The sequence below is a fragment of the Paenibacillus sp. GP183 genome (assembly GCF_900104695.1).
In the GTDB taxonomy this organism is placed as follows: domain Bacteria; phylum Bacillota; class Bacilli; order Paenibacillales; family NBRC-103111; genus Paenibacillus_AI.
This window is the reverse complement of record NZ_FNSW01000001.1, coordinates 70,053-94,759: the sequence shown is the minus strand read 5'-3', so window position 1 is coordinate 94,759 and position 24,707 is coordinate 70,053. Positions and strand designations below refer to the sequence as shown.

Sequence of the window (24,707 nt, the reverse complement as noted above, 5' to 3'; positions counted from 1 at the left end):
CTAGCTGCCCCCCATTTCTCCGGTTTCATATAAAAGACACGTCAATCCCACCATGGCGGCGGTTTCTGTGCGTAATATTCGTTTTCCTAAGGACACGGATATAAATCCGGCCGCTTCAGCTTGCTGAATTTCCTGCTCCGTAAAGCCGCCTTCCGGACCTACAGCAAATAAAAAGCTCATTGCTTTTTCAGTTTCCAAAGCTTCCTGTATCGCCGTTCTCAGCTGCTTGCCGTCTTCCTTCTCGTAACAAATCCAGGCTGCATCCACTTGATCAGCTTGCCTCAGCAACTGCTTCCAGGAGAGCACCGATTCGACCTCCGGCACCCGGTTGCGGTGCGCTTGCTCGGCGGCTTCCTTGGCTATTTTCTGCCAGCGCTCCGTGCGTTTCGCTTCCTTCTTGGCATCATACTGCACAACTGTTCTTTCCGATAAAAAAGGAAGAAACCGGGCTGCCCCGATCTCGGTCCCTTTTTGAATCACAATTTCCATCTTATCGCCCTTGGGCAAGCTCTGTGCGATCCATACTTTAACTGCCGGCTCCGCATTCATCGGAAGTTCTTCAACGGCTTCTCCCGTTATCGAGCTTTTGTCCAAAGATGTAATGCGTACCCTTGCTTCGCGATCCTTGCCATTGCTGCAGATCACTTCATCTCCGACTTCCGCTCGCATCACTCTTTGCAGGTGGTGTGCGTCATCGCCTTCGATGGTCACGATTTGACCCTGAAACTGGTCGGGACGTAAAAAATAACGCTGCATGCGGCATGCCCCTCTAAAATCAATTTAAGCAATTTACTATAAATCTTGCACATTTCATCATACCTCTAAAATCGGTGAAAAGCTACCCTGTCCAGCAACTGGAACTCCTTTATACTCCGAATCCAAAAATCCATCTCATAGGAATGTTGAATAGCTCTACGATATGGACGCCCAATCCGAAAAGAGGGTCCAGAGTTACCTTTCGCAGCGGCGGCAGAAAGACAATCAACAAAAAAGCCAAGGCTGCGTACTGCTCAAATTTTTGCAGGCTTAGACTGGCTCTAAATGGCAGAATGTCCTGCAGAATCCGATAACCGTCCAACGGCGGAATGGGGATTAAATTGAATATAAACAACATTAAATTTGTGCGAAGAAGAAGTCCGAGAAAGATCTGGATCGCTTCCTGACTTCCATGGGTCATGTGAGTCAACGATCCCGAATAATTAATCAGGCAGATGAAGAATACACTGATAAAGGCCAAAATCAAGTTGCTTACAGGTCCGGCCGCTGATACGACGATCCCCATCAATCTTGGATTTTTGAAATTTCCGCGATTTACGGGTACAGGCTTTGCCCAACCGAATCCGGCAATCAGCAGCAAGATGGTTCCGAAAAGATCCAAATGAACCATCGGATTCAAAGTGACTCTGCCCATTTGTTCAGCTGTGGGATCTCCAAATTTATAAGCGCTGTACGCATGGGCGAATTCATGAAGGGTAAGTGAAATAATCAATACAAGAATATAAAAGGGAAGAATGTTCCAATCATAAAATAATAGTCCACTCAATGAGCGTCACCTACAGCTTTCTGGCTATGATCACAACCCAATCCGAATCATAGCTCTTGTCTATGATCGTGAATCCGGCCGCTAACAGCGCTTTTTCTACATCTGCTTCCTTACTGGTAATAATTCCGGATGCTAGATAGTAGCCGCCCGTTTTGAGCACCTCATAAACATCTTCAACGAACATGATGATGATATCGGCCAAAATATTTGCTACCACGACCTGTACAGGGATCGAAATTCCAAACTCAGAGTTTGCTCCCGTCTCACTCGCATTGAGGACACCAAGCAAATCGCTTAGCTTAATTGTAACCTGCTGCTCTTGTCCGTTTAATCTTACATTTTCCATTGAGCTTGATATGGCTACGGGGTCGAGGTCCAAAGCTAACACATGGTTCGCTCCGAGCTTGGCAGCAGCTATGGCAAGAATGCCTGAACCTGTTCCAACATCAATCACATCATCACCCGGCTGAACAACCTTTTCCAATGTACGTAAACAAAGGGATGTTGTTGCATGCGTTCCCGTACCAAAAGCCATACCGGGATCCAATTCCAGGATCAACTCGCCGGCTGTAGGCGTGTATTCCTCCCACGTCGGCTTAATTGTCAGTCGCTCGGAAATGCGGATCGGTTTAAAATACTGCTTCCAAGCGTTCGCCCAGTCCTCATCATCTACTTCTTTAAGCTCATAAGTCGGGTTTCCTGTGTCGATATCGTACTCGCTTAATTGAACGACAGATGCTTGGAGATGATCCATGATCGTATGCAGATCACTGCCTTCGGAAAAATATCCCTTTATGACAGCTCGCCCTTCGGGTATATCATTGATCGGCAGCTCATACCATTGACCCAGGGATGTATCCCGCTTTTTATTCAAAGTGCCTGATTCCTCAATTGAAACGCCTCCGGCTCCCAGCTCATGAATGAAATTAGAGATCATTTCGATTGCTTCCTCAGTTGTATGTACGGTTATTTCATGCCAACGCATCGCGTTATCTTCCTCCAGTCGTTTGCAGCGGCAAACTGCTTTTACCAGTTACTATGCAATCGCACAAAGCCTATTGTACTATACTTCTCTTTGTGGGTAAAATCAGGTCCGGCAAAAAAAACTACGATAGCACAATTAACAAACAGGATTTTCCTTTCTTTTGTCGAATACATAAGGGACAACAATTTTTGTAGGAGTTGACCCTTTTGCTTTCGAAAAATCGCCTCGGCGCCGCGCCGAAAATTTACTTCAGACCCGAAATGAAAAACTGCCCGCATTGCGGGATCAGATTAAAGCGTTCCCACACTGCATGGAACAAGAAAATTTCAACACTCAGCGGCGTCATTCACGCTTGGAGCATGGCTTATGCCTGTCCCAACGTAGACTGTCCGCACGCTGGTGTCACGTACAAATCAGCTGAAGCGGAAGCGCTGAGTATGAAGCACTCCTCATACAGTTACGATGTGCTCTGTCTCGTCGGCGAACTGCGCTTCAAACAGCATCGCACCTGCAAGGAGATTGCGGATACGCTAAATGAGCGCGGTATAGTGACGAGTGAAAGATACGCACAAACCTTATATGAACGGTATCAAACACTGCTAGCTGCAAGCCTTGACGATTACGTCAAACAAATCTTGGCGGAAACCACAGCACAGAATGGCGGCATCATCCTTTCCATGGATGGCGTCCAACCCGAAAAAGGAAACGAGATGTTATACGTCATCCGAGAAGTATTTAGCGGCACGATTCTAGCGGCTCAGAACATGAAGAGCGGAGCCGCCGCCGAATTACGGACACTTATCGATCCGATTATTGAACTGGGTTATCCCATCGTAGGGATTGTCAGCGACGGGCAGGTTTCCATCCGGCAGGCTTTCGAATCGCTCTTGCCTGATGTACCGTATCAGTACTGCCAATATCATTATCTGAAAGACATCGCAAAGCCTGTTGTGGATGCCGATCGCAAACTCAAAATGGAACTGAAAAAGAGCATGCGCGGCCTGCGGGATATAGAGCGAAAAATCGAGCAAACCGAGAAAAAAGCAATCACGGAAGCACAGGCAAGCGCAAAAGCGAGTCCCCTTGCATTGAGCGATGCACCAGAAGCGCCCTCGTACAAGGAGGTCCAGGTGGCAAAGGGTTATGCCGCTGCAGTGCGCGCTTTACTCCTGGAAGATGGCGAACCACCACTTGATTTGCCCGGTATGCTGATCTATGAACGAGCCCAGGCCATACAGGCGTCGCTACAGCGATGCTTGACTAAAAAAAGAGCCTCATCTTCTTCAGGGTATGGTCAGAATTTTCAGTAAACTAGACGAACTTGGGGTCCTTTATGAAACCGTATGTCGCTGGGCAAAGCCGATTTCACATATAGCGGCGGCGTTGGAGCCGGAAGTAGACAAGACCAGCGAAACGGCTGAATGGGAAATGACTCATGTGCTGAACTGGCTCAAACAGACGTATTCCGACGAGACCGATGCTCCCATGGTCGACAATGTGATCCGCTACTCTCGCGGGTTCTGGAAAGGGTTGTTTACCTGCTACGACCATTATTACCTCCCGCGAACGAACAACGATCTGGAGCAATTTTTTCGGCGGACGAAATCTTGCCATCGTCGGATCACAGGTCTTCGGAATTGGAATAGTTACATCATACGTAACGGAGAAATGATTGTACTTGTTGATGATGCGCTTCGTCAGAAGCACGTCGTCGCCCGTTTACGAACCGTGAGCTATGAAACCTATACAAAGCGCAAAGCACAATGGAGCGAACGACTATCCGAAAGCGTTCAACGAAGACGGTTTAATCGCAATCCCCACAATTTTCTGCAACAACTGGAGAATCAATGGGATCAAGTGTTAGTTTGTTGATTGTGCCGTCGTAGAAAAAAAACATCTGTCAACCAGGGCCTCAAGGCAGCCAGGTCAGCAGATGCTTTTTGGAACTTACGCGATTATCTCTAAGTCAAATATTCGTTGCCATCCCCAACCCATTCGTCATCATCGTTAATTATTGAATCTCAGAGGTCATCCACTTGCTAAATCTCCCCGCCGCCATCTTGGATCACGCGAAGCGCCTGCTCATAAATCGATTCGTCGACGACTGCTGAAAGTAAAATATCCTTTCCGGTTACCCCTGCTACCGGCCCGCTTACACCATCACTTAGTCCGCTTGCGGCAGAATCTGCGGAAACGAGAATTCCAGCATCAATTCTGGGAATACTGGCATTCTGGTTTAGCGCAGCCAAACTGTTTATCCTGTCAGTGGGCGTAAATGGCGTATCTTCTACAATCTCTTCCGGGAAGCGACTGATACGGTCTATCTGAACATCGACGGCTCGCAGGGCTTTAAGCTTGGAAGCAATAGCTTCCGCTTTTGCCGGATCGTTGAAACTAGCAAGAATGCCTTTCTCTGCCATTTGATTGTCCTCCTATGAATTCTCCTGACGGTTATCCGCTTCATCTGCCCGGATCACCGCTTCGATATCATCAACGTCTGCTGCTTCTGACGAGAATTCCACCTGCTCATTTTTGGCAATGGGCAGCTTGCGCTCTTCTTTCTTTTGGTTCGATGTCATGTAATTTCCTCCTCGGGCTTGATCTACCCCTATTGTTCTCACAATGGAGCCCACTCATTCCCACCTGAGATGTATAACCTTTCCCTATTTGCCATAATGAAAATTAATGAGTCAAAACACACTAAAAGTAAGGACAAACTCCTAATTTATCCTGAAATCTGCCCAGTTTTCAATTTAGTAAAGCAAAACTCCTTACTCGCGAACTTATATTCGCTATTACTGAACTTTGGCTCACTATCTCACATTTTATTTTTTACTTCCAAGGATTAGAGATACCAGACTTACTAATAGTAAGACAAAGTTCACTAACTCATCTCCTCGTTGATTACTCCTTAAATGGTCTTATTAAACCAGAATCGAAGGAAAAAAAAGCACACCCTGCTTTCGCAAAGTGTGCTCAGTTCAGTTCGGTTCCAATCTTAATCACCCAAGAAAGCTTTTTTCATACGCTCAAAAATCGATTGCTGCTGCTCGTGCGTGTCCTCTCCGTTCAGCTTGGAGAATTGACGAAGCAAATCTTTTTGCTCGTCCGTCATATTGGTCGGAGTTACGATGACCACCTTGACATGCTGGTCTCCCTGTCCATGGCCGCGCAGCCGGGGTACTCCTTTTCCTTTGAGACGGAAATAAGTGTCCGTTTGAGTGCCAGGTGGGATCTTCAGCTTAACTTTTTCCGTAAGCGTCGGTATCTCGATTTCATCACCCAGAGCAGCCTGGGCAAAGGTTAACGGCACCTCACAGTAAACATCATCACCTTCGCGCTCGAAAAATTCATGAGCTTTAACGCGAATGACGACATACAAATCTCCTGAAGGGCCGCCCTTTGTGCCGCCTTCACCTTCTCCAGATACACGAAGCTGAGCGCCATCGTCGACACCAGCCGGAATTTTAACATGAATCGTGCGTTGTTTCTTCACTTTCCCTGCACCGTGGCAGGTCGGGCATTTATCTTTGATGATTTGCCCCTGCCCATTACAAGCCGAGCAAACCCGACGGTTGACAATGCGGCCGAATGCTGTGTTTTGAATCACTTCCTGCTGTCCGCTGCCATGACAAACGGAACAGGTTTCCGGTTTGGTTCCGGGTTTCGCCCCAGATCCATCACACCTGTCGCAGGTTTCAGTCCGCGGAATGTGAATATCGGTTTCTTTGCCGAAGACCGCTTCCTTAAACTCGATCGTCATTGTATACTGCAGATCATTACCGCGCTGCGGCGCATTCGGATTACGTCTGCCACCGCTTCCGCCGCCGCCAAAAAACATATCGAACAAGTCCCCAAAGCCGCCGCCAAAATCAGCGCCGCCGCCACCCATTCCCTGGTTCGGATCAACGTGGCCAAAACGGTCATACTGGGCTTTTTTCTGGTCGTCGCTTAGAACATCGTAGGCTTCTTTCGCTTCTTTAAATTTCGTTTCAGCGTCAGGAGCTTTATTCACGTCTGGGTGATATTGACGAGCCATGCCTCGGTAAGCTTTCTTGATCTCATCCGCGGATGCCCCCTTGCCTACCCCCAACACCTCATAATAATCACGTTTACTCATTGTTCCACTCCCATGCTCAAGACTACATAGGGAAAGTCAAAGCCAAGGGTAACCCCTTTTGGCTTTGACTTCCCTGTCCTATTGCTTCTATCAGAATAAGCTTACTTCTTGGGTTCGTCAACCACTTCATAGTCTGCGTCGACCACTTTGTCTTTGGCTCTCCCAGCATCAGCAGTGCCCTCAGCACCATTACCGCCTTGGGCTTGAGCAGCTTGCTCATACAGCTTCACAGAAAGCTGTTGAATGATCTCAGTCAGCTCAGCCGTAGCTGATTGAATAGCTTCCAGATCATTGCCTTCAAGTGCTGTTTTCACTTTCTCCTTGGCTGCGTTGGCTTTTTCGACCTCGCTTTGGTCGGCCTTGTCTCCTAGATCTTTGATCGTTTTACCCACGGAGTAGACCAACTGATCCGCATTGTTGCGAGCTTCTACAAGCTCTTTACGCTTACGGTCTTCTTCAGCGTGCGCTTCAGCGTCCTTCATCATTTGATCGATTTCCGCATCGGTCAAACCGCTGGAGGAAGTGATCGTGATTTTTTGGCTTTTGCCTGTGCCTTTATCGAGTGCAGACACATTCACGATCCCGTTCGCATCGATATCGAAGGTAACTTCGATTTGCGGGATCCCGCGCGGAGCCGGAGGAATATCTCCAAGCATAAAGCGACCGAGCGTCTTGTTATCGTTAGCCATGGCGCGCTCACCTTGAAGCACGTGAATTTCAACACTTGTTTGACTGTCCGCATAAGTGGTGTACACCTGAGATTTACTTGTAGGAATGGTTGTATTGCGGTCTATCATCTTCGTAAACACACCACCGGCTGTTTCGATACCCAGGGACAGTGGAGTTACGTCAAGAAGAACTACGTCCTTCACATCACCTGTTAAGACACCTGCTTGCACGGCTGCTCCAAGAGCAACAACCTCATCCGGGTTAACGCCTTTATGGGGTTCTTTGCCGATCAATTTCTTAATAGCTTCCACAACCGCCGGAATACGAGTCGATCCGCCTACCAATACAACTTTATCAATGTCGCTAGCCGAAAGACCGGAATCACTCAATGCTTGACGTGTGGGTCCCAGTGTTCTATCAACCAATGGAGCGGTAATTTCTTCAAATTTGGCGCGAGTCAGATTGATCTCCAAATGCTGGGGAACTCCATCAGAAACGGTAATGAACGGCAAGGATACGGTTGTAGTCAGCACGCTGGAAAGCTCTTTTTTAGCTTTTTCTGCTGCATCCTTCAGACGCTGTACCGCAGCTTTATCTTTACTCAGGTCGATGCCCTGTTCTTTTTTGAATTCAGCTACCAAATAATCTATGATCAATTGGTCAAAATCGTCACCGCCCAAACGGTTGTCCCCGCTTGTTGCTTTGACTTCAAAAAATCCGTCGCCAAGCTCAAGAATCGATACGTCGAAGGTACCGCCGCCAAGGTCAAAAACGAGGATCGTTTGATCTTCTGTTTTTTCCAAGCCATATGCCAGGGCCGCTGCCGTTGGTTCGTTGACAATACGCAGTACTTCAAGACCTGCCACTTTACCCGCATCTTTAGTCGCCTGACGCTGACTGTCATTGAAATATGCAGGAACAGTAATAACCGCTTGTGTAACTGTGGTACCTAGATAAGCTTCCGCATCAGCTTTAAGCTTTTGCAGAATCATGGCGGAAATTTCTTGCGGAGTGTATTCCGCATTGTCAATTTTCACTTTATGATTGGTCCCCATGTGGCGCTTGATGGAGCTGATTGTTTTATCCGGATTCGTGATGGATTGACGCTTTGCCGTTTCTCCGATTACGCGCTCGCCGTCCTTTTTGAAGCCTACAACAGAAGGGGTTGTACGATTGCCTTCCGCGTTAGGGATAACAACGGCTTCTCCGCCTTCCATAACGGCAACGCAAGAGTTGGTTGTACCTAAGTCAATTCCGATTACTTTACTCATGATATGATGAGCCTCCTTTTATGTGTTTTATCATTTCGTTTGTCCACGTTTATACACTTACTTTCACCATAGCGGGGCGAACGACCTTGTCTTTCAATAGATACCCCTTTTGGATCTCCTCAACCACGATGCCTTCCTCATGCTCTTCAGATTCAACCTGCATAATGGCTTGATGGAATTCCGGGTTAAAAGGCTGGCCGACCGCTTCAATAGGGGTCAAGCCTTCCTGTGCAAGCAGTTGATCCAGCTGGCGGAAGGTCATATCCAGTCCTTTCACCAATGCTTCAAAATCCTTCGTATCCTTGCTGGATGATAATGCGCGTTCGAAGTTATCGACTACCGGTAAAAGCTGCTCAATCAGCTTCAATGAAGCGTATTTGGCAAATTCCTCTTTCTCCAGTCTCGAGCGGCGCCGAAAATTATCAAAATCCGCTTGAACCCGCAGATAACGTTGTTGGTTCTCTTCTGCTTGCTTACGCAGCTCTTCGAGCTGGGTGTCTGCCGCAGCTTCTTCAAACTGTTCCTCGGATTGGATGGGTTCAGCCTGCTCGTCAATGATAACCGCTTCTTCAAACTGCTCTTCCGATTGAATCGGTACATCTTGCTGATCATTTTTTTCTTCGGCGGCTGTATATGTACCCTCCGATTTGTTATTTCCAGTATTCAATCTCCTTCACCTCCTTAACGTAGTCCGCAGGTATTACGCAGCCTGTTACAAATGGCCGCGCATCCATCTCTTTAGGCGTAAGTTTGCCCATCTTTATACTTCTTCAAAAGGCTGCTTCATTTTGATCACGGTATGAATTCTGAGCACGGCAGCGGCCACTTCACCGGCTGCCCGAAGGGCATGGATCTTCACATCCGTTGGATCCAGAATGCCAGCCTCAAGGAAGTTGGTCACTTTGCCGGTGTCGCAATCGATACCCATGGCATCATTGTCTTCGGCAAGCTGAGCGGCCCTCAGCTCCTCAACCTTCTCCAGCGGATTATATCCCGCATTGATGACGATTTGCGAAAGCGGCCTGCGCAGCGCCCCGGCTACAGCAGCAACGCCGAAGCCTTCCAGCCCTTTGAGCGTTTCGCGATGCCGCTCAAGCTCATGGGCTACGGCCATCTCCACCGCGCCGCCGCCGGGCAAATACCCGCCGCGGATGGCGGCCTGCACTGCCGCCGCGGCGTCCATGGCAATGCGTGCCCGCTCGCCGATGACCTCGCGCGTAGCTGCGCCGACAATGACCGTGACGAACGGCTCGCCGCGTCCTTTGGAGATGCGGATTCGAGCCAGCTTCTCATCGTAGACGGCTTGGCCGGCATGGCCCAGGGCCGCTTCCAATTCATGCGCGCTCTTCTTGAGCGCGGTTCTTCTTAGCGGCTTGGCTCCAGTATGCTCGCAGAGCAGCTGCAAATCCTTGCGGGGTACCCGCTGTACGATCAGGATGCCATGATCGGAGCAAAACTGCTCGGCCTCCGGATCGGCTCCGCGATCTACCGCAATGAGGCCGATCCGCAGCTCCAGCAGCTTGCCAAGGCTGTTGCGGAACTGCTCTTTCAGCTGCATGTAGCGCTGAAAGCCGGCCTCCGTAACCAGCGATTCCTCGCTGACCGACTCGGGCTCAAAAGCATCCTGCAGCACCAAAACGTTGGCTGCGTGAATTTCTGTAACCATATGCAGATTTATTGGTTTTTGATTCAATATGATGCCGGGCCACACCTCGTTGTCCGCTTCATCATGGGAGATGATGCAGTCCGAGAAACGGCTGCCCGGCTCCCGGAGCTTATCTTCACCCAGCTGCCGGGCCGCCGCAATCACCAGATCAGCGATCTCGCTTTGCTCGCGGCCGGCCGTGAAGGCGATCCGCCGAAGATTGGGATCATCCAACCCTTGAATCGCTCTGCTTCGCGATCGCAAGCTCTGGATGGCAAGCTCTATTCCCTCCTGCATCCCGCTTACGACCTTGGCAACCGGAACACCACGGGTTACTTGCGCAACCCCCTCGCCCACCAGAGCCCCTGCCAGCACGGTTGCAGTTGTAGTACCGTCACCGATCTGCTTTTGCTGGGATCGAGCCACCTGAATCAGCAGCCTGGCTGCCGGATGGGTGACATCCATCTTCTCCAAAATCGTGACTCCATCATTCGTGATGATGACTTCTCCCTGTAAACCAACGAGCATCGTATCGAGACCCTTGGGACCGAGTGTGCCTTCGACGGCTGAACAAATCGCCCGAACCGCCGATGCGTTATTGACGAGCGTAGAGTATCGTTCTTCTCCGTCGCTGCTTCCCTGCCCTGCTCCACTCATCGATCAAGCACCTTCTTCGCTAAGCATAAGTTTTATTTGCCGTACCAACGGCTGAGGGATACCTCCAGATGCTTGGACACAACATTCAGCAAGTTGATCACCCTTGCATATTCCATTCGAGTCGGGCCTATGATTCCTATCGTACCTATCGGACTATCTCCTATTGAATAGGAAGCTGTAATCAAGCTGCAGTTATGGATGGCTGCAATGCTGTTCTCCGATCCGATCTTGACCTCCACTCCTTCTATAGAAGGAGTAAATAACCGGATGAGTGTTGGCGACTCATCGAGCAGATCGAGGATGTTTTTGATTTTATCCACATCCTTGAATTCAGGTTGAATCAGCATATTCGATGTACCGCTTAGAAAAATGCGATCTTTCTCATCATTTTGAAGCACGCTTTCCACAACGGAAATCAAATCCTGATACCCGCTCACATACTTGCTGAGCTCAGTGGAAATCTCGTTATACAATTTACTTTTAAACTGCAGTAATGGCACATTCTTCAGCCGCGCATTTAAAATGTTGACGACCTTTTCAATCTCGGACATAGCCATGCCCTCGGGAATCGTGACCGTCTTATTTTCAACATGTCCCGTATTCGTGACAATGATAGCCACGGCAGTGGTTTCGTTCAATGGAACGATCTGCAGGTGCTTCAGCGTCGTGCTGAAAACCTCCGGGCCAAGAACAACCGATGTATAATTGGTAAGACTCGAGAGCATTCCCGCAACGTGCTGAATGACATCTTCCATCTCCTGAATTCTTTGGGCAAAAGTAATCTTCATCGCATCCAGATCTTGACTGCCCAAGCTTTCTTGCTGCAGCAAATGATCGACATAATATCGGTAGCCTTTATGCGAGGGTATCCGGCCCGCAGAAGTATGAGGCTGCTCCAAATAGCCCATCTCTTCCAGGTCAGACATCTCGTTGCGAATAGTCGCAGGGCTGAAGCTTACATTGCCCCGTTTGGAAATGCTGCGGGAACCGATGGGCTCTGCAGAGCGAACATAATCATCAATAATGGCGCTAAGAATCATGCGCTGACGTTCAGAAAGCATATATAAGCCCTCCCGCTAATGATTTCGTTAGCACTCTTATTTGATGAGTGCTAAACTCTAATACAAAAATAACAGACCCGAAGGTCTGTTGTCAAGTCAATCCAGTCGTTTAAGCACGGCGATTTCGTCGCAGCAATACTGTTTTTTGCAGTGCATGCAATCTTTCCAAACCTTCTCGGGAAAAACCTCTTTGGGCACGATGGCAAAACCATTTTTGAGGAAAAAAGCAACCTCATAGGTGAGCGCCATCACCTTGCTTACGTTCATCATACGCGCTTCTTCCAGAAGAAATTGGACAAGCTTCCGACCAATACCTTGACCCTTGTGGCCATCGGTCATGCCAAGCGAGCGAATCTCCACCAATTCCGATCCCAGCCTTGTGAGCGCCCCGCATCCAATTAACTCATGGTCCATCTCGGCAACCACAAAGGTGTCGATTTGCTCATGAAGTGTTTCGCGCGATCTCGGCAGCATTATTCCCTGCTGCGCATAGCCGTGTATAATATGATAGAGCTTCTCCACATCATCTGCGGATGCTTTTCTGACAGTTACTGTTGCTTCCATCTGCTGATCCCACCATTCACGTACATAAAAGCATAAAATCCACATATGCCACAGCAGGATTTTCCGCCCATGCACGAGTGAATTTATGAATAAATATACAACAAACCGTATATTTGCACAAGGGTTATTTTACTCAATAAAAGCTCCAAAAACCTCATTTCCCAGGAACACACCCTGATCAGACAAGCGGTATCCTCCATTGATACGATCTAACAACTTCATTCTTAGCAGTCTATCGAGCTGAGGTTTGAATATGGATTCCATCGTTACACCGAATTGCTCCATGAAATCTACTTCTTTAACACCCTTCAAAAGCCGCAAGCCTACCATCATAAAATCTTCCATCGCTTCTTTCTGCGATACTTCAAAACGTTCCGTAACAGGCAGCCCTGTACGGGCGCTGTTGATGTAAGGCTCGATTCCTTTGACATTGACATGGCGGTGGTTACTCATATAACCGTGAGCACCGGCTCCCAGACCATAATAAAACTGATTGCGCCAATACATCGAGTTGTGCTTGCTGTCATAGCCCGGCTTAGCGAAGTTGCTGATTTCATACTGCGTGTAACCCGAATCCTTGAGGCTCTTCATAATTAAAGCATACATGTCTACTTCTTCTTCCTCGGTCGGGAGGGGAAGCTGGTTTTTGCTATACAAGGTGTGAAACAGCGTGTTCTCTTCAACCTTCAAGCCGTAGATTGAATAATGCTGCAAATCAAGAGCCAGCGCCGCATTCAGTGTTTCTTCCATGATCGAGATGGTTTGCTTCGGCAATCCGAACATCAGATCAATCGAAAGATTGCGAAAGCCAAGCTTCTTCGCGTTTTCGATGCTGCGATACACATCATCCGTATTGTGAATTCGTCCGATGGCGGCCAGCAGCTCGTTGTTAAAGGATTGCACACCGAAGCTGATGCGGTTCACTCCGCCTGATTTCATAACGGCAAGCTTATCTTCGTCGGTCGTACCCGGATTAGCTTCCATCGTAAACTCCAACTGCTGATGGGTCGAAGGAAAATAAGCGGCAACCAGCTTGAGGAAATGCTCCATCTGCTTTGGCAATAACACGGTTGGCGTTCCCCCGCCAACGAAGATCGTTTCCACCTCCGCAGGCGGGTGCAGCTTGACGGTCTGCTCCATTTCTCTTTCGAGCGCATCGAGATAGTCCATCACTGGCTGGCCTTTGAGTACATAGGAGTTAAAATCGCAGTAATGACATTTATTTGTACAGAATGGTATATGCAGATAAACGGCTCTTGGAGCCGCAGAAGTTGTGATCATCGGGAAATTCCTTTCCAAATAAAGCTGCATCAACGATTTTAGTCGTCGATTTTCAAGACGGCCATGAAGGCTTCTTGCGGCACTTCGACGCTGCCGACCTGCTTCATGCGCTTTTTGCCTTCCTTTTGCTTTTCCAGCAGCTTACGCTTACGGGAAATGTCACCTCCGTAGCACTTGGCGAGAACGTTCTTGCGCATCGCTTTGACGGTTTCGCGGGCGACGATTTTCTGTCCGATTGCGGCTTGGATCGGAACCTCGAACATTTGCCGCGGGATAAGCTCCTTGAGCTTATCGCAAATGATTTTGCCGCGATGATAAGCCGTATCGCGGTGGACGATGAAGGAAAGTGCATCCACCTGCTCAGAGTTGAGCAAAATGTCCATTTTAACCAAATTGGATTTCTTGTAGCCGGAAATCTCATAATCGAAGGAGGCGTAGCCCTTCGTTCTGGACTTCAACATATCGAAGAAATCGTAGACGATTTCCGATAATGGAATATCATAGCTGAGCGTAACACGGTTCGTGTCGAGATACTCCATGTTGATGAACTCGCCGCGCTTGCCTTGGCAAAGGTCCATGATCGTTCCGACGTAATCATTGGGAACAATGACTGACGCCTTTACATAAGGCTCCTCCACAAAATCAATCCGCTGCTGCTCCGGATAATTGGAAGGATTGTCAATGTCCATCACATCGCCATTAGTCAGGGTAATGCGATAGATAACGCTTGGCGCTGTCGTAATTAACGGAATGTTAAATTCACGTTCAATGCGCTCCTGGATGATTTCCATATGCAGGAGACCGAGGAAGCCGCAGCGAAAGCCAAATCCTAATGCGGTAGAGGTCTCAGGCTCATAACGGAGCGATGCATCATTGAGCTCCAACTTGTCCAGTGCGTCGCGTAAATCATTGTAATCCGTAGTTTCAATCGGATACAGCCCGCAAAAAACCATCGGATTGATTCTCCGGTATCCCGGTAATGCTTCAGCAGCTGGCTTTAAGGCATCTGTAACCGTATCGCCTACACGCGTATCGCCAACTGTCTTGATTCCGGCAACAACAAAGCCTACATCTCCAACATTCAGCGCATTCACTATCGACATTCTCGGCATGAACGCACCTACTTCAATCACCTCAAAGGTTTTGCCTGTGGCCATCATTTTAATTTTGGAGCCGGCCTTGATCATGCCATCCATGACCCTGACGTACACGATTACTCCTTTATAAGGATCATAATGGGAGTCAAAAATAAGCGCCTTCAGCGGCTGATCAGGTTCACCCTTAGGAGCAGGCACCTTCTCGCAAATCTGTTCAAGAATTTCCTTGATCCCGATCCCGGCCTTTGCCGAAGCGAGCACCGCTTCACTGGCATCCAGCCCGATCACGTCTTCAATCTCCTGCCGCACTCTCTCCGGATCTGCACTGGGAAGATCTATTTTATTAATGACAGGTAGAATTTCCAGATTATTGTCCAAAGCCAAATATACATTGGCCAGCGTTTGCGCCTCGATCCCCTGAGCAGCGTCTACAACCAGCAAAGCGCCTTCACAAGCAGCCAGGCTTCGCGATACTTCATATGTGAAATCGACATGTCCGGGAGTATCAATCAGATTAAGGATATATTCCTCTCCGTTATCAGCCTTATAACCTAAGCGAACGGCTTGCAGCTTGATCGTGATCCCGCGTTCGCGTTCCAAATCCATTTGATCGAGCACCTGCTCCTGCATTTCCCTTGAGGATAGGGCACCGGTAAATTCCAATATGCGGTCAGCCAAGGTAGATTTACCATGGTCGATATGAGCGATGATGGAAAAGTTACGTATTTTTTCTTGTCTGGCTCGAATGTCCGTCATTGCTTCCTGTTTACCCCCACAACTTGCAAATAAGTTTCATTATAGCAGTTGTAGGAAGCAGCATCAATGCTGGTTGCCGCCTTGACCTTGCGTCATCCCCGGCCAAGTACGGTATCAAAGATCGAAACAAACCATTTGATGCCGTGGTGGGATACAATTTGCAGCAGGTCGCCCAGTTTATTTCCAACCAAATTTAACGATCTGCCTTCGATGTCTTCCGGATTTTTTTCCTTTACCGGGGGTGCCTTGGCTATCGATTGTTCCTTCTTGATGGAAGAAGGGGAGGGTGAAGGTAAAGCGGCAACTGCGGCTGTCACTGGCTTAATCGTGCTCTTTTGGGCCGCCGGAGAAGAGATAGGTCCTTGGATGCGTTCAATTCCGGATGTAGCCAAACTGACGCCAAAGAATATGCAGAATATCAGCATGAGGCCAAACCACACCATTTTCATATAAAATCGTGCCACATCCATCCTGCTCCCTTCTATTTCTTTAAAGCAACTGCCGGGGCATTTACTTTTTTCGCATTGAGAATGACTTCAGAGATGGCTTCAGCCAGCCAATCGGTCGTCCTGTAGCATTCTTCTAACGTATTGAACGGGCCGCCTACTTCAATAAGAATGTTGTTCGGAGAGAAATTTTGATTGTACAGACCGTTTCCTTCGTTCTCCGTTTTGGCATGAATCCCTTTGGATATGCCTGGATGCTTGGCTTCGAGGATTTGATGAATTTGATTGGCGAACTCCTCGTTCTTTTTCCAGTTGGGATTTTTGCCGCCTATAATAAAATACACCTGCGCATAATCCTTGTTATCAATCGTTACCGTAGTCCGGCTGCGGGCTGCTGAATCGCGATGAATGTCGAAGTAGTAGTCCAGATCGGGATGAGCGGATACGGCTTCCTGAAGTGTTTTTAACGAATATTTATAGGAATATGGATATTTGAAGTCCTTCACAACACCCGGATATACAGTCGTAGAATGAACAGCTCCGATGCCTACTTTTTCTAAATTTTGGGCAAGCCTCTCACCGACTTGAATGACATTGATCTTGTCGCTGTAGGCCTCATCCGGATTGGTCACCCCTTTTAGCTCTGGCAAAAAGGACTCATTGCTATGTGTTTGATAAATAAAAGCTACATTATTGCCCGCTGATTTGAGCGGCTGAGGGGTCGAAGCAGGCTCCTTCGTTGGATTTGGGGTAGACACGGGAGTCTCGCTGGGACTGTTGTTAATTTGCAAAACCTGAGGACTGGGTACATAGTCGACCGGTTCACTCGGATTCGTCGCTTTGCTCGTTCTCAGCACAGTAGTTTTGTCGAGCTCCAAGCCGGGAACCTCGCTCGCGATCAGACTTTGAGGGTCACGCGGATTAATATCCGTCAAAAACCGAAAAGCGAAATGAACCACATTCCCTTGTGAAAAAGTAGACTTTTGAAAATCGCGATTCAAATGGGGGACTTCCATACCCAGCATATCGATAAAAAACAGGTTGGAAACCGAAGCGGCCAGTCCCTTCATTGAAGATACTGGAGAGGTTGTCACTTTAGCCGCTTGCAAATAGCTGCCAACGGAGAGTAAAACAAAAAACAAAACAGAAGCCATACTAAGTAAGAAGAAGGTTTTCCCAACTGCTCCGGCGCTTTGGAAGGTTTTGCGAATCGGGCTCAGGTTCAGCGTTGCGGATGTCCATTTCATTTATGATTCCTCCTAATCTATCTTACTTAACTCTATGAATTTGGAGCGTTCCATAGAACCATAAATAGTAGGAGATTGAAGTAAAAGAAAAAGAAAAAGGAACCCCTCTGAAAAGTTCCTTGTAACGTCGTGTCTGAATCCCATGTACTTTGCTGGAAGGATGTTTTACATTCTTCTAGCAGATTACGATGAAGAAAAACAGAGCTGGAAAGATGTTTTTCATCGTTCCAGCGTCCGGTCATGGCCCGCTGGGCTTCTTTTTAGCTCTGGAAGGATGTTTTTCATTCTACTAGATATATTAGATGAAGAAAACCAGTGTTGGAATGATGTTTTTCATTGTTCCAGAGTCGGATCATAGCTTAATGGGCTTTATTTTTACCTTCGTACATGTTGATGCTAGAAACCGTGACATGCTCCCATGCCTAAAGGCAGGGGCTTCTCAGATCATCGGGGATCGTATCCTTTCCCCTCCTTGGAGGCTCTATCCAAGCCTAGTCTTTTTTAGGTTACGATACGTTTTTCAAAGCTAGGTTTAGTATGTTAATCGCCGCATTTACGTCCCGATCTGCAACGTATCCGCAAGAACATTGATGCGTTCGTTCGGATAGTGTTTTTTTGACGATTTCACCACAGTTGGAGCATTGTTGAGATGTGTTGTATGGATTCACTTGCACTACTTGACGACCGGCACTTTCAGCCTTGTACATCACGAATTGTACGAGTTGCTGCCATCCTGCATCGACAATGCTTTTTGCAAGATGATGGTTCTTAACCAACCCTAATACGTTTAAATCTTCAAAAGCAATCAATTGGTACTGGTTTACGAGTTTACGAGAAACTTTGTGCGCATGATCTTTTCGCTGATTGGCTACATGCTCATGCAATTTCGCCAATTGATGTACAGCTTTGCTTCTACGTTTCGAACCTTTCTTCTTTTTGGATACGGCACGTTGTAGATGTTTCAATCGTTGTTCACTTAGACGAAGATATTTGGGTGATTCTATCGGTTCTCCTTCAGATGGTATTGCAAGGTGTTTGAGTCCTAAGTCTATACCAACCTTCATGTTTGTTATAGGCAAAGGTTTGGCTTCAACTTCACACGAAAAACAAGCATAGTATTTTCCGTTTTTGATAATGATGGAACAGGTTTTCATCTTGCCTTGCAGTTCTCGATGTAGTTTTATTTTCACTTCACCGATCTTGGATAGCTTTATTTTATTGCCATGGATTGTGTACCCGCCTTGCGGATAGGTAAACGAATCGTACCTCGATTGTGGTTTGAAACGTGGGAACCCTGGAGTCTCGGCTTGCTTCACTCGTCTAAAAAATGCTTGATACGCCTTATCCAATCGTTTCGCAACATCCTGTAACACTTGCGAATGCACTTGCTTTAATGCCGGAATGTGTTGTTTACGCTCGCTGAACGTGTTTGCTTGATCGTAGTAGTTCGGTGTTTTCCCTTCTTGTTTGTAGGCAAGAATACGTTCTTCTAGTAACCGGTTATACAACAAACGGCAGCGTTCAAGAGTAAATTGTATCTTCTGTTTTTGCTCTTTTGTTGGGTATATTCGGTATTTGTAGGCAACAAGCAATACTATTCACCTCGTTCTTTTTGGCTTTCAATATATTTTTTGATTACATCCAGTTGAACTGTACCTACGGTTGCAACAAAATACGAGTTTGTCCATAGGGAAGGGAGTCTACTTTTTAGATGGCTAAACTCTAGTCTTAGCACTCTTGACGTGTACCCTTTCAAATGTTTCACTACTTTGTGGATTCCAAACTGTGGATCGCATTTGATGAGCAAATGAACATGATCGGGCATGATTTCCATTTCAACGATTTCTGTGTTTAACGCTTTAGACTTCTCTAAAAACAAACTTTTTAGCCTTGTATCAATTGGTTCTTTGAGTACCTTTTTTCGATACTTAGGACAAAAAACAACATGATATTTACAATCAAAAACGATATTATGATTACTTTCTACTTTTCTACTCAATGTCATCACCTACAGTAAATTGTACCACAAAAAGTTAATTTAATATAGTTTATCTAACATGTCATCCCTAAAGGGATGCAGAGCAAAGTGCCTTATATCCCCATGGCTAAAGCAAGGGGTTTTACGGCGAATTTGATAATTTGTTGGCCACAAATGTCTTCTCTATCAAATCCTTATTCTAATTTTATCAATAGATGATGCTGTCGATGGACGTGCAAAAAAGCCTTCCTATGGAAGGCCAGGATGGAAGGAGCATTCGTTTCTAATGTGTGTAAGCTGCCACATTATTCAAATCAACTGCTTCGTGCAGTGCTGCATTCAAGCCGCTTGCAATAATATTGGCAATGTCTTCAATGAATTCGTCAATCTCTTTGGGAGTGACCAGTAGATCATAACCGACCGGGCTCAGTACCTCTCGAACCAGCATCAGCCGTTCTTCTTCTCCCATGCTGTCCAAAAGCCCGAGAATTTGTCCGGTATTGCTCGTCTGCTGCTTGAAATGCTTGTGCATCAAATCTATGCTGTTGTTGACGATCGTCGAGGCATACACCACAGTCGGAACGCCTATGGCAATTACGGGTATGCCCAAAACTTCCTGTGTCAAGCCCTTACGCTTATTGCCTATCCCGGAACCGGGATGAATGCCGGTGTCCGAAATTTGTATCGTTGTGTTGACCCGCTCCAGTGATCTGGAGGCTAAAGCATCAATAGCAATCACAAAGTCCGGCTTTGATTTCTCGACAATGCCCAGCACAATCTCGCTGCTTTCGATCCCTGTTGTTCCCAGGACACCCGGCGCTACCGCACTGACAGCACGATACCCCGGGCCCACATCATCAGGCATCAGCTCAAAATAATGTCTCGTCACCATCACATTTTCAACCACCAAAGGCCCCAACGCATCCGGAGTGACATTCCAGTTGCCCAGCCCGATGATGAGCGCTTTGGCGTCTTTGGGTATGCCCGCTTCCGTTAAAAATTTCTCGAATTCCTGAGCCATTTTCGTGGCAACCCGATCCTGCAAAGTGGAATCCTTTTGTCTGAGTGCCGGTACTTCAATGGTGATATAACGACCCGGAAGCTTGTTAATCGCACGCGAGCCTTCCTCATTCATGACATGTATCTTGGTTATTCTGACTCCATTGTCTCTTGTGGTTTCAGAGTGAACTCCGGGAATTTCCTGCCCCTTATTAGCAGCCGTCGCAATGTCGCGCGCTTCCAAAGCAAGGTCGGTTCTCAATTCATATAAAGTTAAATCCATGCACAAGCCCCTTTCATGGTACTCATTGGCTTAGTGTGCAAAGATTACAGACGTCTTATACCAAACAAACATATTCACTTAAAATCTAACGTTATACACGGTCGTAATCGGCTTTCCAATTATTGATCGCACGCTTGATGGCATTAGGCGACAGCTGTTCCCGAAGCGCTTTTTCGCATAAAACGGGAAACGTGGTTAGCGTAATTTTGTGATTTCAGTTTCATGAGCAAATCCTCCTAAATCCTTTTGCTAAATGATCATAAAACAGATTCAATTCCGGAGCTCACCGGAAAGCGTCAATATGGTCGACCGACCATTTCTTGAAGGTGTAAGGAGCACGACCTGTTACTTCTTCAACCGAAGGAAGTACAGCCGAAAATTCTTGACTTCGACTACTCAGGTCAAAGAGAGCATTGACAATTTCCACAGGCATTCGCTTGAGCATGAATTCACGAGCGATGTCGTCCGGGATCGTTTCAAAACCGAGATTGCGGCCCAAAATGTCGCCGATGATGCCCACTTGTTGTCTGGGAGTAACCTTTTCCGGTCCGGATAATGTATAAATCCTTCCTTCATGCCCATCTGAACTTAGAGCTTTAGCGGCAACGGCGGCAATATCCCGTGAATCAATCGCTGGACTGCTGATATCGCCAAAGGGTATCCGGACAATACCCTCGGATCGGATCGAATCTGCCCATTGCAGTGAATTGGTCATGAAGCCTCCGGGGCGCAGGAATGTCCAGGACACGCCCGATTCCCGGACTGCTTGCTCGGCGTTCAAGTGGAGGCGCGCTATGGCGTTTTCCTGGCCAATATCGACCGCTTGCGAAGAGAGCAGCACGATATGCCGAACCCCGGACTGCCGGGCCAGCTGCGGGAAATTAAAGTCGGCGTCCATCGGCAGCATCCAAAATACTTTTTCCACTCCATCCAGAACCGCACCAATATTCTCCAGCTTCGCCAGGTCCCCATATACTGCATCTATACCTTCAGGTAAACTCAACTTCTCCGGATTGCGGCTCAAAGCCCGCACCTCGCAGCCGGCCATGTGCAGCAGCCGAACAACCTCACTGCCAACTGTTCCCGCAGCACCTGTAACTAAAATCATGTTCTTCACCTCTTCATTAGATTGGATTTCCATTTTTGAGTGAGTACGCACCCATAACATACTGATAAGCATCGCCGAACTCGGTGCCATAGCGGAATCGAATATTCTTTCAGACGTTGACTAATCTCAATGTCAGCGCCCCCACGGACAGCAGAAGGAACACAGCTGCTAAACCGAACGAGTAGTCTCTTACGCGCAAGTGAGTGATGATAGCACAGACATAGAACAGAACAATTCCAACTGCTGCCGCCGTCCCGATCATTGGTAAGACGAAGCCTACCAGCAGTCCGAGCGCTCCCGCTGCTTTGAGCCAGCCTAGAGTAGGCAACCAAGATATCGGTACTTTCGCCTTCTCCATGGCTGTGACGATCGGCTTATAGCGAATTAAGTCACATACGGCTCCGAATACGTTATAGGCGATATTCAGGACAGTGATAACGATATATGCGATATACATTATAGACATCTCCTTCTGCTTCGCATAATGCCACAACATTTGAGTAGTGGCCATACCTTCAGCTGTTGTGTGTTAATGTAAGTCTCTGCTTTCCAATAGATAGATGATACCTCATGATTACCCGCCGTACCAGTTAAACCTGTAATGAAAACCACCATTCTTCACCTCTTCATTTGGATTTAATGTATTATGAGTGGGTACTCACCCATAATACATTATAAATACAATTATTTCATTAAAGCACATAAATATCATTCTGAGTGTGTGCTCACTTACTACTATAAAAGCATGATTTGTTTTTGTCAAGAACGAAAGCGTTCAAGGCAAAAGTCCTTTCATGAGCCCCTTCAAAATATTTTCAACAAATTGTTTCCTCGCCTCTTCAGGCTCGTCCTCACCTAAAAATTGCAGGTGAAAGGCGTGTTGAAAACAAGCTCCAAGCAGAAGATCGGCCATGCTGCGAGGATTAATGTCGGAGTTCACCCTGCCAATCTTCTGTTCGGCAAGAACATAAATCGTTACGATTTCGTTAGATCGGTGAGGGCCTTCATTCCGCTGCTGGAAGTCCTGCCTATGGCGGGCGAGAAAATCGGGCTCTGTGAACATGGATGCTGTCATTACGATTGACAAATGAAAAAAATTGAGCGCGGCAAGTGCTATTTCTTCCAGATTTTCTTTAACGGTTCTGGTTCCTTTTCTGCCGGGAAGCTTGAGTAAGACGGCAAGATAAACTTGCAAATGCCTTTTCATGATCTGTATGAAAAGATCCTCTTTACTTTGAAAATGGTTATACAAAGATCCTTCAGAACAACCGGCGATTCGGGCAATTTCTTTGGTTGTCGTCTTGGAAAGCCCATTGGTTCGGATGACCTGCTCGGCTGCTTCGATTATTTTATCGCGGAGTTCCATTTATTTTTTTCCCTCGCATTATTGACAATATTGGTCGCCAGCTATGCATTCATTATGAGTGTGGACGCACTCAATGTCAACATAGAGGATGATGCATTGTTCTTGCAATTTCACATCCATCATGGTAGAATACTTAAAGTTGTCAGCGAAAGTAACGTTGAACGTGTTTTATGAAGTAGGAGGTGAACGTCAATGCCAAATATTAAATCCGCTATCAAAAGAGTAAAGGTCAGCGAAAAGCGCCGTCTTCGTAACGCTTCTCAAAAGTCCGCACTGCGTACAGCCGTGAAAGCTTTTGAAACTACGGTTGCAGGTCAAAATGCTGATTCCGCCAAGGAAGCTCTAGTTGTGGCATCCAAGAAATTGGATAAAGCAGCTTCCAAAGGTTTAATCCATAAAAATACCGCTAACCGCAAAAAGTCTCGTTTAGCCAAAAGGTTGAACGCACTTTCGGCTCAAGCTTAATTTAAACCCCAAACATAAACGACAAAAGTCCACTCTCTTGTGCAGAGGATGGACTTTTTTTCATGCTCCAGGCTTTATGCGCCAAGCTTCAGCAAAAAGAGCTCAAGTCCCAGCACCTTATCGATCCGTCCGCTTTTCATCTGATAATCGAGATCCGCCAGCTGCGACAAAATCTGCCCAAGCTTGGCCGTATCATATTTTTTGGCCTGCCCTTCAGCGACCTTAACGGCAAAGGGATGCAGACCGATTTGGGAGGCCATCTGCGGATGGGAATACCCTTGCTTACTGAGCTCCTTGACTTGCAGCATGATGCGAAACTGTCTGGCGATCAGAACAACAATTTTAATCGGTTCTTCCTTTTGTTTAAGCAGCTCTTCCAGAATGACAAATGCGCGGTCGAGCCGCAACTGCACGATATCCTCGATAAGGATAAACACATTTTGCTCTGTACTGCGGGCTACCAGTTGATCAATCACATCCGTAGTGGCTGTTCCGCCTTGCCCAACATACAGGGAAATCTTTTCAATTTCCGCAGAAAGTGCCTGCAAATGGCCGCTTGTGTAAAGAATGATTTGATCCACGGCCTCTTTTTGAAAGACAAAGCCTGCTTGATCAGCCCGCCGCTGAACCCACTCTTTCAGCTCGTCCGGATTCAAGGAAAGAAACGGAAGGGCTGCATCGCGCTCCTTGAGCGCCTTTACTACTTTTTTTCGTTCATCAAGCTTATCAGCGTCAACTGTAAAAACAATCACTGTATAGTCCACCGGAGAGGCCATGTATTCAAGCAATTTGTCCAGATTGTGTTCTACTTTGCTGCTGTCTTTGGCACCTGTAAAAAACGTGGCATTGGAAGCGATAACCAGCTTCCGAGGCACCATAAAAGGCAGGGTCTCGGCATCCTGCAGTACAGTTGCAAGACTGGTTTCATTCAAATCGAATTTGCTGACCGCAAATTCTTTGTCTCCAGGCTCGAACATAGCCTCGGTTAAATCTTGAACAAAGCCCTGTCTTCTATATTTTTCCGGTCCAAAACACAAATAAACAGGCTCTGGCTTACCGGCCTTGATGTCTTTTAATGCTTTCTTCGGATCCATGATTCCACCTCAACTACATCTTACCAACAACAAAGGGATTCCGTCAAAATCATTCCGATTTTGGCCGCAATC

General features: G+C 47.2%; 26 protein-coding genes. 3 read left to right on the top strand and 23 right to left on the bottom strand.

All coding sequences use genetic code 11. The features are described from left to right. From BLV33_RS00460 to prmA, 3 genes are all read right to left on the bottom strand, one after another. The gene (locus BLV33_RS00460) at positions 1-756 is read right to left on the bottom strand and encodes a 16S rRNA (uracil(1498)-N(3))-methyltransferase (protein WP_090786870.1); all 756 of its coding nucleotides are present in this window, start codon (positions 754-756) and stop codon (positions 1-3) included. A 109-nt stretch (positions 757-865) separates the two neighbouring features. Next, positions 866-1,543, bottom strand: a complete 678-nt coding sequence (locus BLV33_RS00455) for a site-2 protease family protein (RefSeq protein ID WP_090786867.1) — start codon at positions 1,541-1,543, stop codon at positions 866-868. 10 nt (positions 1,544-1,553) lie between these two features. Beyond that, positions 1,554-2,528: a 50S ribosomal protein L11 methyltransferase gene (gene prmA / locus BLV33_RS00450; protein WP_090786864.1), complete on the bottom strand. Its 975-nt coding sequence runs from the start codon at positions 2,526-2,528 to the stop codon at positions 1,554-1,556. Positions 2,529-2,734: 206 nt separating this feature from the next. Between prmA and BLV33_RS00445 the strand changes: the two genes are divergently transcribed. Then, positions 2,735-3,838, top strand: a complete 1,104-nt coding sequence (locus BLV33_RS00445) for an ogr/Delta-like zinc finger family protein (protein ID WP_253186925.1) — start codon at positions 2,735-2,737, stop codon at positions 3,836-3,838. Beyond that, on the top strand, positions 3,819-4,400 hold the full coding sequence (locus tag BLV33_RS00440; protein WP_090786861.1) for a hypothetical protein: 582 nt from the start codon (positions 3,819-3,821) through the stop codon (positions 4,398-4,400). Before BLV33_RS00445 ends, BLV33_RS00440 begins: the two co-directional genes overlap by 20 nt. A gap of 167 nt (positions 4,401-4,567) precedes the next feature. On the opposite strand, the gene BLV33_RS00435 is transcribed toward BLV33_RS00440, so the two are convergent. The 19 genes from BLV33_RS00435 to BLV33_RS00350 form a co-directional block, all read right to left on the bottom strand. After that, on the bottom strand, positions 4,568-4,948 hold the full coding sequence (locus BLV33_RS00435; protein ID WP_090786852.1) for a hypothetical protein: 381 nt from the start codon (positions 4,946-4,948) through the stop codon (positions 4,568-4,570). A gap of 12 nt (positions 4,949-4,960) precedes the next feature. Next, the gene (locus BLV33_RS00430; protein ID WP_090786849.1) at positions 4,961-5,107 is read right to left on the bottom strand and encodes a YfhD family protein; all 147 of its coding nucleotides are present in this window, start codon (positions 5,105-5,107) and stop codon (positions 4,961-4,963) included. Between the two features lie 419 nt (positions 5,108-5,526). After that, positions 5,527-6,648: a molecular chaperone DnaJ gene (gene dnaJ, locus BLV33_RS00425; protein ID WP_090786846.1), complete on the bottom strand. Its 1,122-nt coding sequence runs from the start codon at positions 6,646-6,648 to the stop codon at positions 5,527-5,529. A 101-nt stretch (positions 6,649-6,749) separates the two neighbouring features. Beyond that, positions 6,750-8,588 carry a molecular chaperone DnaK gene (gene dnaK / locus BLV33_RS00420; RefSeq protein WP_090786843.1) on the bottom strand — a complete coding sequence of 613 codons (1,839 nt, stop codon included), beginning with the start codon at positions 8,586-8,588 and terminating at the stop codon, positions 6,750-6,752. Between the two features lie 49 nt (positions 8,589-8,637). Continuing rightward, the gene (gene grpE, locus BLV33_RS00415) at positions 8,638-9,255 is read right to left on the bottom strand and encodes a nucleotide exchange factor GrpE (RefSeq protein WP_090786840.1); all 618 of its coding nucleotides are present in this window, start codon (positions 9,253-9,255) and stop codon (positions 8,638-8,640) included. A 93-nt stretch (positions 9,256-9,348) separates the two neighbouring features. Next, positions 9,349-10,890 (bottom strand): TCP-1/cpn60 chaperonin family protein, encoded by a 1,542-nt coding sequence (locus BLV33_RS00410; RefSeq protein WP_090786837.1) that lies wholly within the window; start codon positions 10,888-10,890, stop codon positions 9,349-9,351. A gap of 32 nt (positions 10,891-10,922) precedes the next feature. Next, positions 10,923-11,951, bottom strand: coding sequence for a heat-inducible transcriptional repressor HrcA (gene hrcA / locus BLV33_RS00405; protein ID WP_090786834.1), 1,029 nt, complete (start codon positions 11,949-11,951; stop codon positions 10,923-10,925). A gap of 96 nt (positions 11,952-12,047) precedes the next feature. Then, entirely contained in the window at positions 12,048-12,515 is a 468-nt protein-coding gene (locus BLV33_RS00400; protein WP_090786831.1) for an N-acetyltransferase, read from the bottom strand. A gap of 129 nt (positions 12,516-12,644) precedes the next feature. Next, positions 12,645-13,796, bottom strand: coding sequence for a radical SAM family heme chaperone HemW (gene hemW, locus BLV33_RS00395; RefSeq protein ID WP_090786829.1), 1,152 nt, complete (start codon positions 13,794-13,796; stop codon positions 12,645-12,647). Between the two features lie 38 nt (positions 13,797-13,834). Continuing rightward, entirely contained in the window at positions 13,835-15,649 is a 1,815-nt protein-coding gene (lepA, locus tag BLV33_RS00390; RefSeq protein WP_090786826.1) for a translation elongation factor 4, read from the bottom strand. 92 nt (positions 15,650-15,741) lie between these two features. Beyond that, the gene (locus BLV33_RS00385) at positions 15,742-16,119 is read right to left on the bottom strand and encodes a DUF3679 domain-containing protein (RefSeq protein ID WP_090786823.1); all 378 of its coding nucleotides are present in this window, start codon (positions 16,117-16,119) and stop codon (positions 15,742-15,744) included. 11 nt (positions 16,120-16,130) lie between these two features. Beyond that, positions 16,131-17,342 (bottom strand): stage II sporulation protein P, encoded by a 1,212-nt coding sequence (locus BLV33_RS00380; protein ID WP_090786820.1) that lies wholly within the window; start codon positions 17,340-17,342, stop codon positions 16,131-16,133. Positions 17,343-17,848: 506 nt separating this feature from the next. Beyond that, a complete protein-coding gene (locus BLV33_RS00375; protein WP_090786817.1) occupies positions 17,849-18,934 on the bottom strand; it encodes an RNA-guided endonuclease InsQ/TnpB family protein in 1,086 nt (361 codons plus the stop codon). Positions 18,935-18,936: 2 nt separating this feature from the next. Continuing rightward, positions 18,937-19,347: an IS200/IS605 family transposase gene (tnpA, locus tag BLV33_RS00370; RefSeq protein ID WP_171909321.1), complete on the bottom strand. Its 411-nt coding sequence runs from the start codon at positions 19,345-19,347 to the stop codon at positions 18,937-18,939. A gap of 256 nt (positions 19,348-19,603) precedes the next feature. Further along, entirely contained in the window at positions 19,604-20,608 is a 1,005-nt protein-coding gene (gene gpr / locus BLV33_RS00365) for a GPR endopeptidase (protein ID WP_090786811.1), read from the bottom strand. An 85-nt stretch (positions 20,609-20,693) separates the two neighbouring features. Next, positions 20,694-20,807 (bottom strand): DUF6526 family protein, encoded by a 114-nt coding sequence (locus BLV33_RS30370; protein ID WP_290439068.1) that lies wholly within the window; start codon positions 20,805-20,807, stop codon positions 20,694-20,696. A gap of 78 nt (positions 20,808-20,885) precedes the next feature. Further along, positions 20,886-21,710, bottom strand: coding sequence for an SDR family oxidoreductase (locus BLV33_RS00360; RefSeq protein WP_171908960.1), 825 nt, complete (start codon positions 21,708-21,710; stop codon positions 20,886-20,888). Positions 21,711-21,819: 109 nt separating this feature from the next. Next, positions 21,820-22,167 (bottom strand): DoxX family protein, encoded by a 348-nt coding sequence (locus BLV33_RS00355; RefSeq protein WP_090786806.1) that lies wholly within the window; start codon positions 22,165-22,167, stop codon positions 21,820-21,822. A gap of 318 nt (positions 22,168-22,485) precedes the next feature. Further along, the gene (locus tag BLV33_RS00350; RefSeq protein ID WP_090786804.1) at positions 22,486-23,076 is read right to left on the bottom strand and encodes a TetR/AcrR family transcriptional regulator; all 591 of its coding nucleotides are present in this window, start codon (positions 23,074-23,076) and stop codon (positions 22,486-22,488) included. 192 nt (positions 23,077-23,268) lie between these two features. Between BLV33_RS00350 and rpsT the strand changes: the two genes are divergently transcribed. Then, entirely contained in the window at positions 23,269-23,541 is a 273-nt protein-coding gene (rpsT, locus tag BLV33_RS00345) for a 30S ribosomal protein S20 (RefSeq protein WP_090786801.1), read from the top strand. Positions 23,542-23,615: 74 nt separating this feature from the next. Here rpsT and holA read toward each other — a convergent pair whose 3' ends face one another. Then, on the bottom strand, positions 23,616-24,635 hold the full coding sequence (gene holA / locus BLV33_RS00340) for a DNA polymerase III subunit delta (protein WP_090786798.1): 1,020 nt from the start codon (positions 24,633-24,635) through the stop codon (positions 23,616-23,618). Positions 24,636-24,707 lie beyond the last annotated feature (72 nt).

Excerpts from the sequence above, each read along its gene's own strand:
- rpsT (WP_090786801.1), top strand. The coding sequence starts at position 23,269 with ATGCCAAATATTAAATCCGCTATCAAAAGAGTAAAGGTCAGCGAAAAG.
- BLV33_RS00385 (WP_090786823.1), bottom strand. The coding sequence starts at position 16,119 with ATGGATGTGGCACGATTTTATATGAAAATGGTGTGGTTTGGCCTCATG.
- BLV33_RS00430 (WP_090786849.1), bottom strand. The coding sequence starts at position 5,107 with ATGACATCGAACCAAAAGAAAGAAGAGCGCAAGCTGCCCATTGCCAAA.
- BLV33_RS00355 (WP_090786806.1), bottom strand. The coding sequence starts at position 22,167 with ATGTATATCGCATATATCGTTATCACTGTCCTGAATATCGCCTATAAC.
- holA (WP_090786798.1), bottom strand. The coding sequence starts at position 24,635 with ATGGATCCGAAGAAAGCATTAAAAGACATCAAGGCCGGTAAGCCAGAG.
- BLV33_RS00350 (WP_090786804.1), bottom strand. The coding sequence starts at position 23,076 with ATGGAACTCCGCGATAAAATAATCGAAGCAGCCGAGCAGGTCATCCGA.
- BLV33_RS00440 (WP_090786861.1), top strand. The coding sequence starts at position 3,819 with ATGGTCAGAATTTTCAGTAAACTAGACGAACTTGGGGTCCTTTATGAA.
- BLV33_RS00380 (WP_090786820.1), bottom strand. The coding sequence starts at position 17,342 with ATGAAATGGACATCCGCAACGCTGAACCTGAGCCCGATTCGCAAAACC.
- dnaJ (WP_090786846.1), bottom strand. The coding sequence starts at position 6,648 with ATGAGTAAACGTGATTATTATGAGGTGTTGGGGGTAGGCAAGGGGGCA.
- lepA (WP_090786826.1), bottom strand. The coding sequence starts at position 15,649 with ATGACGGACATTCGAGCCAGACAAGAAAAAATACGTAACTTTTCCATC.
- dnaK (WP_090786843.1), bottom strand. The coding sequence starts at position 8,588 with ATGAGTAAAGTAATCGGAATTGACTTAGGTACAACCAACTCTTGCGTT.
- prmA (WP_090786864.1), bottom strand. The coding sequence starts at position 2,528 with ATGCGTTGGCATGAAATAACCGTACATACAACTGAGGAAGCAATCGAA.
- tnpA (WP_171909321.1), bottom strand. The coding sequence starts at position 19,347 with ATGACATTGAGTAGAAAAGTAGAAAGTAATCATAATATCGTTTTTGAT.
- hemW (WP_090786829.1), bottom strand. The coding sequence starts at position 13,796 with ATGATCACAACTTCTGCGGCTCCAAGAGCCGTTTATCTGCATATACCA.
- BLV33_RS00360 (WP_171908960.1), bottom strand. The coding sequence starts at position 21,710 with ATGATTTTAGTTACAGGTGCTGCGGGAACAGTTGGCAGTGAGGTTGTT.
- BLV33_RS00435 (WP_090786852.1), bottom strand. The coding sequence starts at position 4,948 with ATGGCAGAGAAAGGCATTCTTGCTAGTTTCAACGATCCGGCAAAAGCG.
- BLV33_RS00460 (WP_090786870.1), bottom strand. The coding sequence starts at position 756 with ATGCAGCGTTATTTTTTACGTCCCGACCAGTTTCAGGGTCAAATCGTG.
- BLV33_RS00400 (WP_090786831.1), bottom strand. The coding sequence starts at position 12,515 with ATGGAAGCAACAGTAACTGTCAGAAAAGCATCCGCAGATGATGTGGAG.
- BLV33_RS00410 (WP_090786837.1), bottom strand. The coding sequence starts at position 10,890 with ATGAGTGGAGCAGGGCAGGGAAGCAGCGACGGAGAAGAACGATACTCT.
- hrcA (WP_090786834.1), bottom strand. The coding sequence starts at position 11,951 with ATGCTTTCTGAACGTCAGCGCATGATTCTTAGCGCCATTATTGATGAT.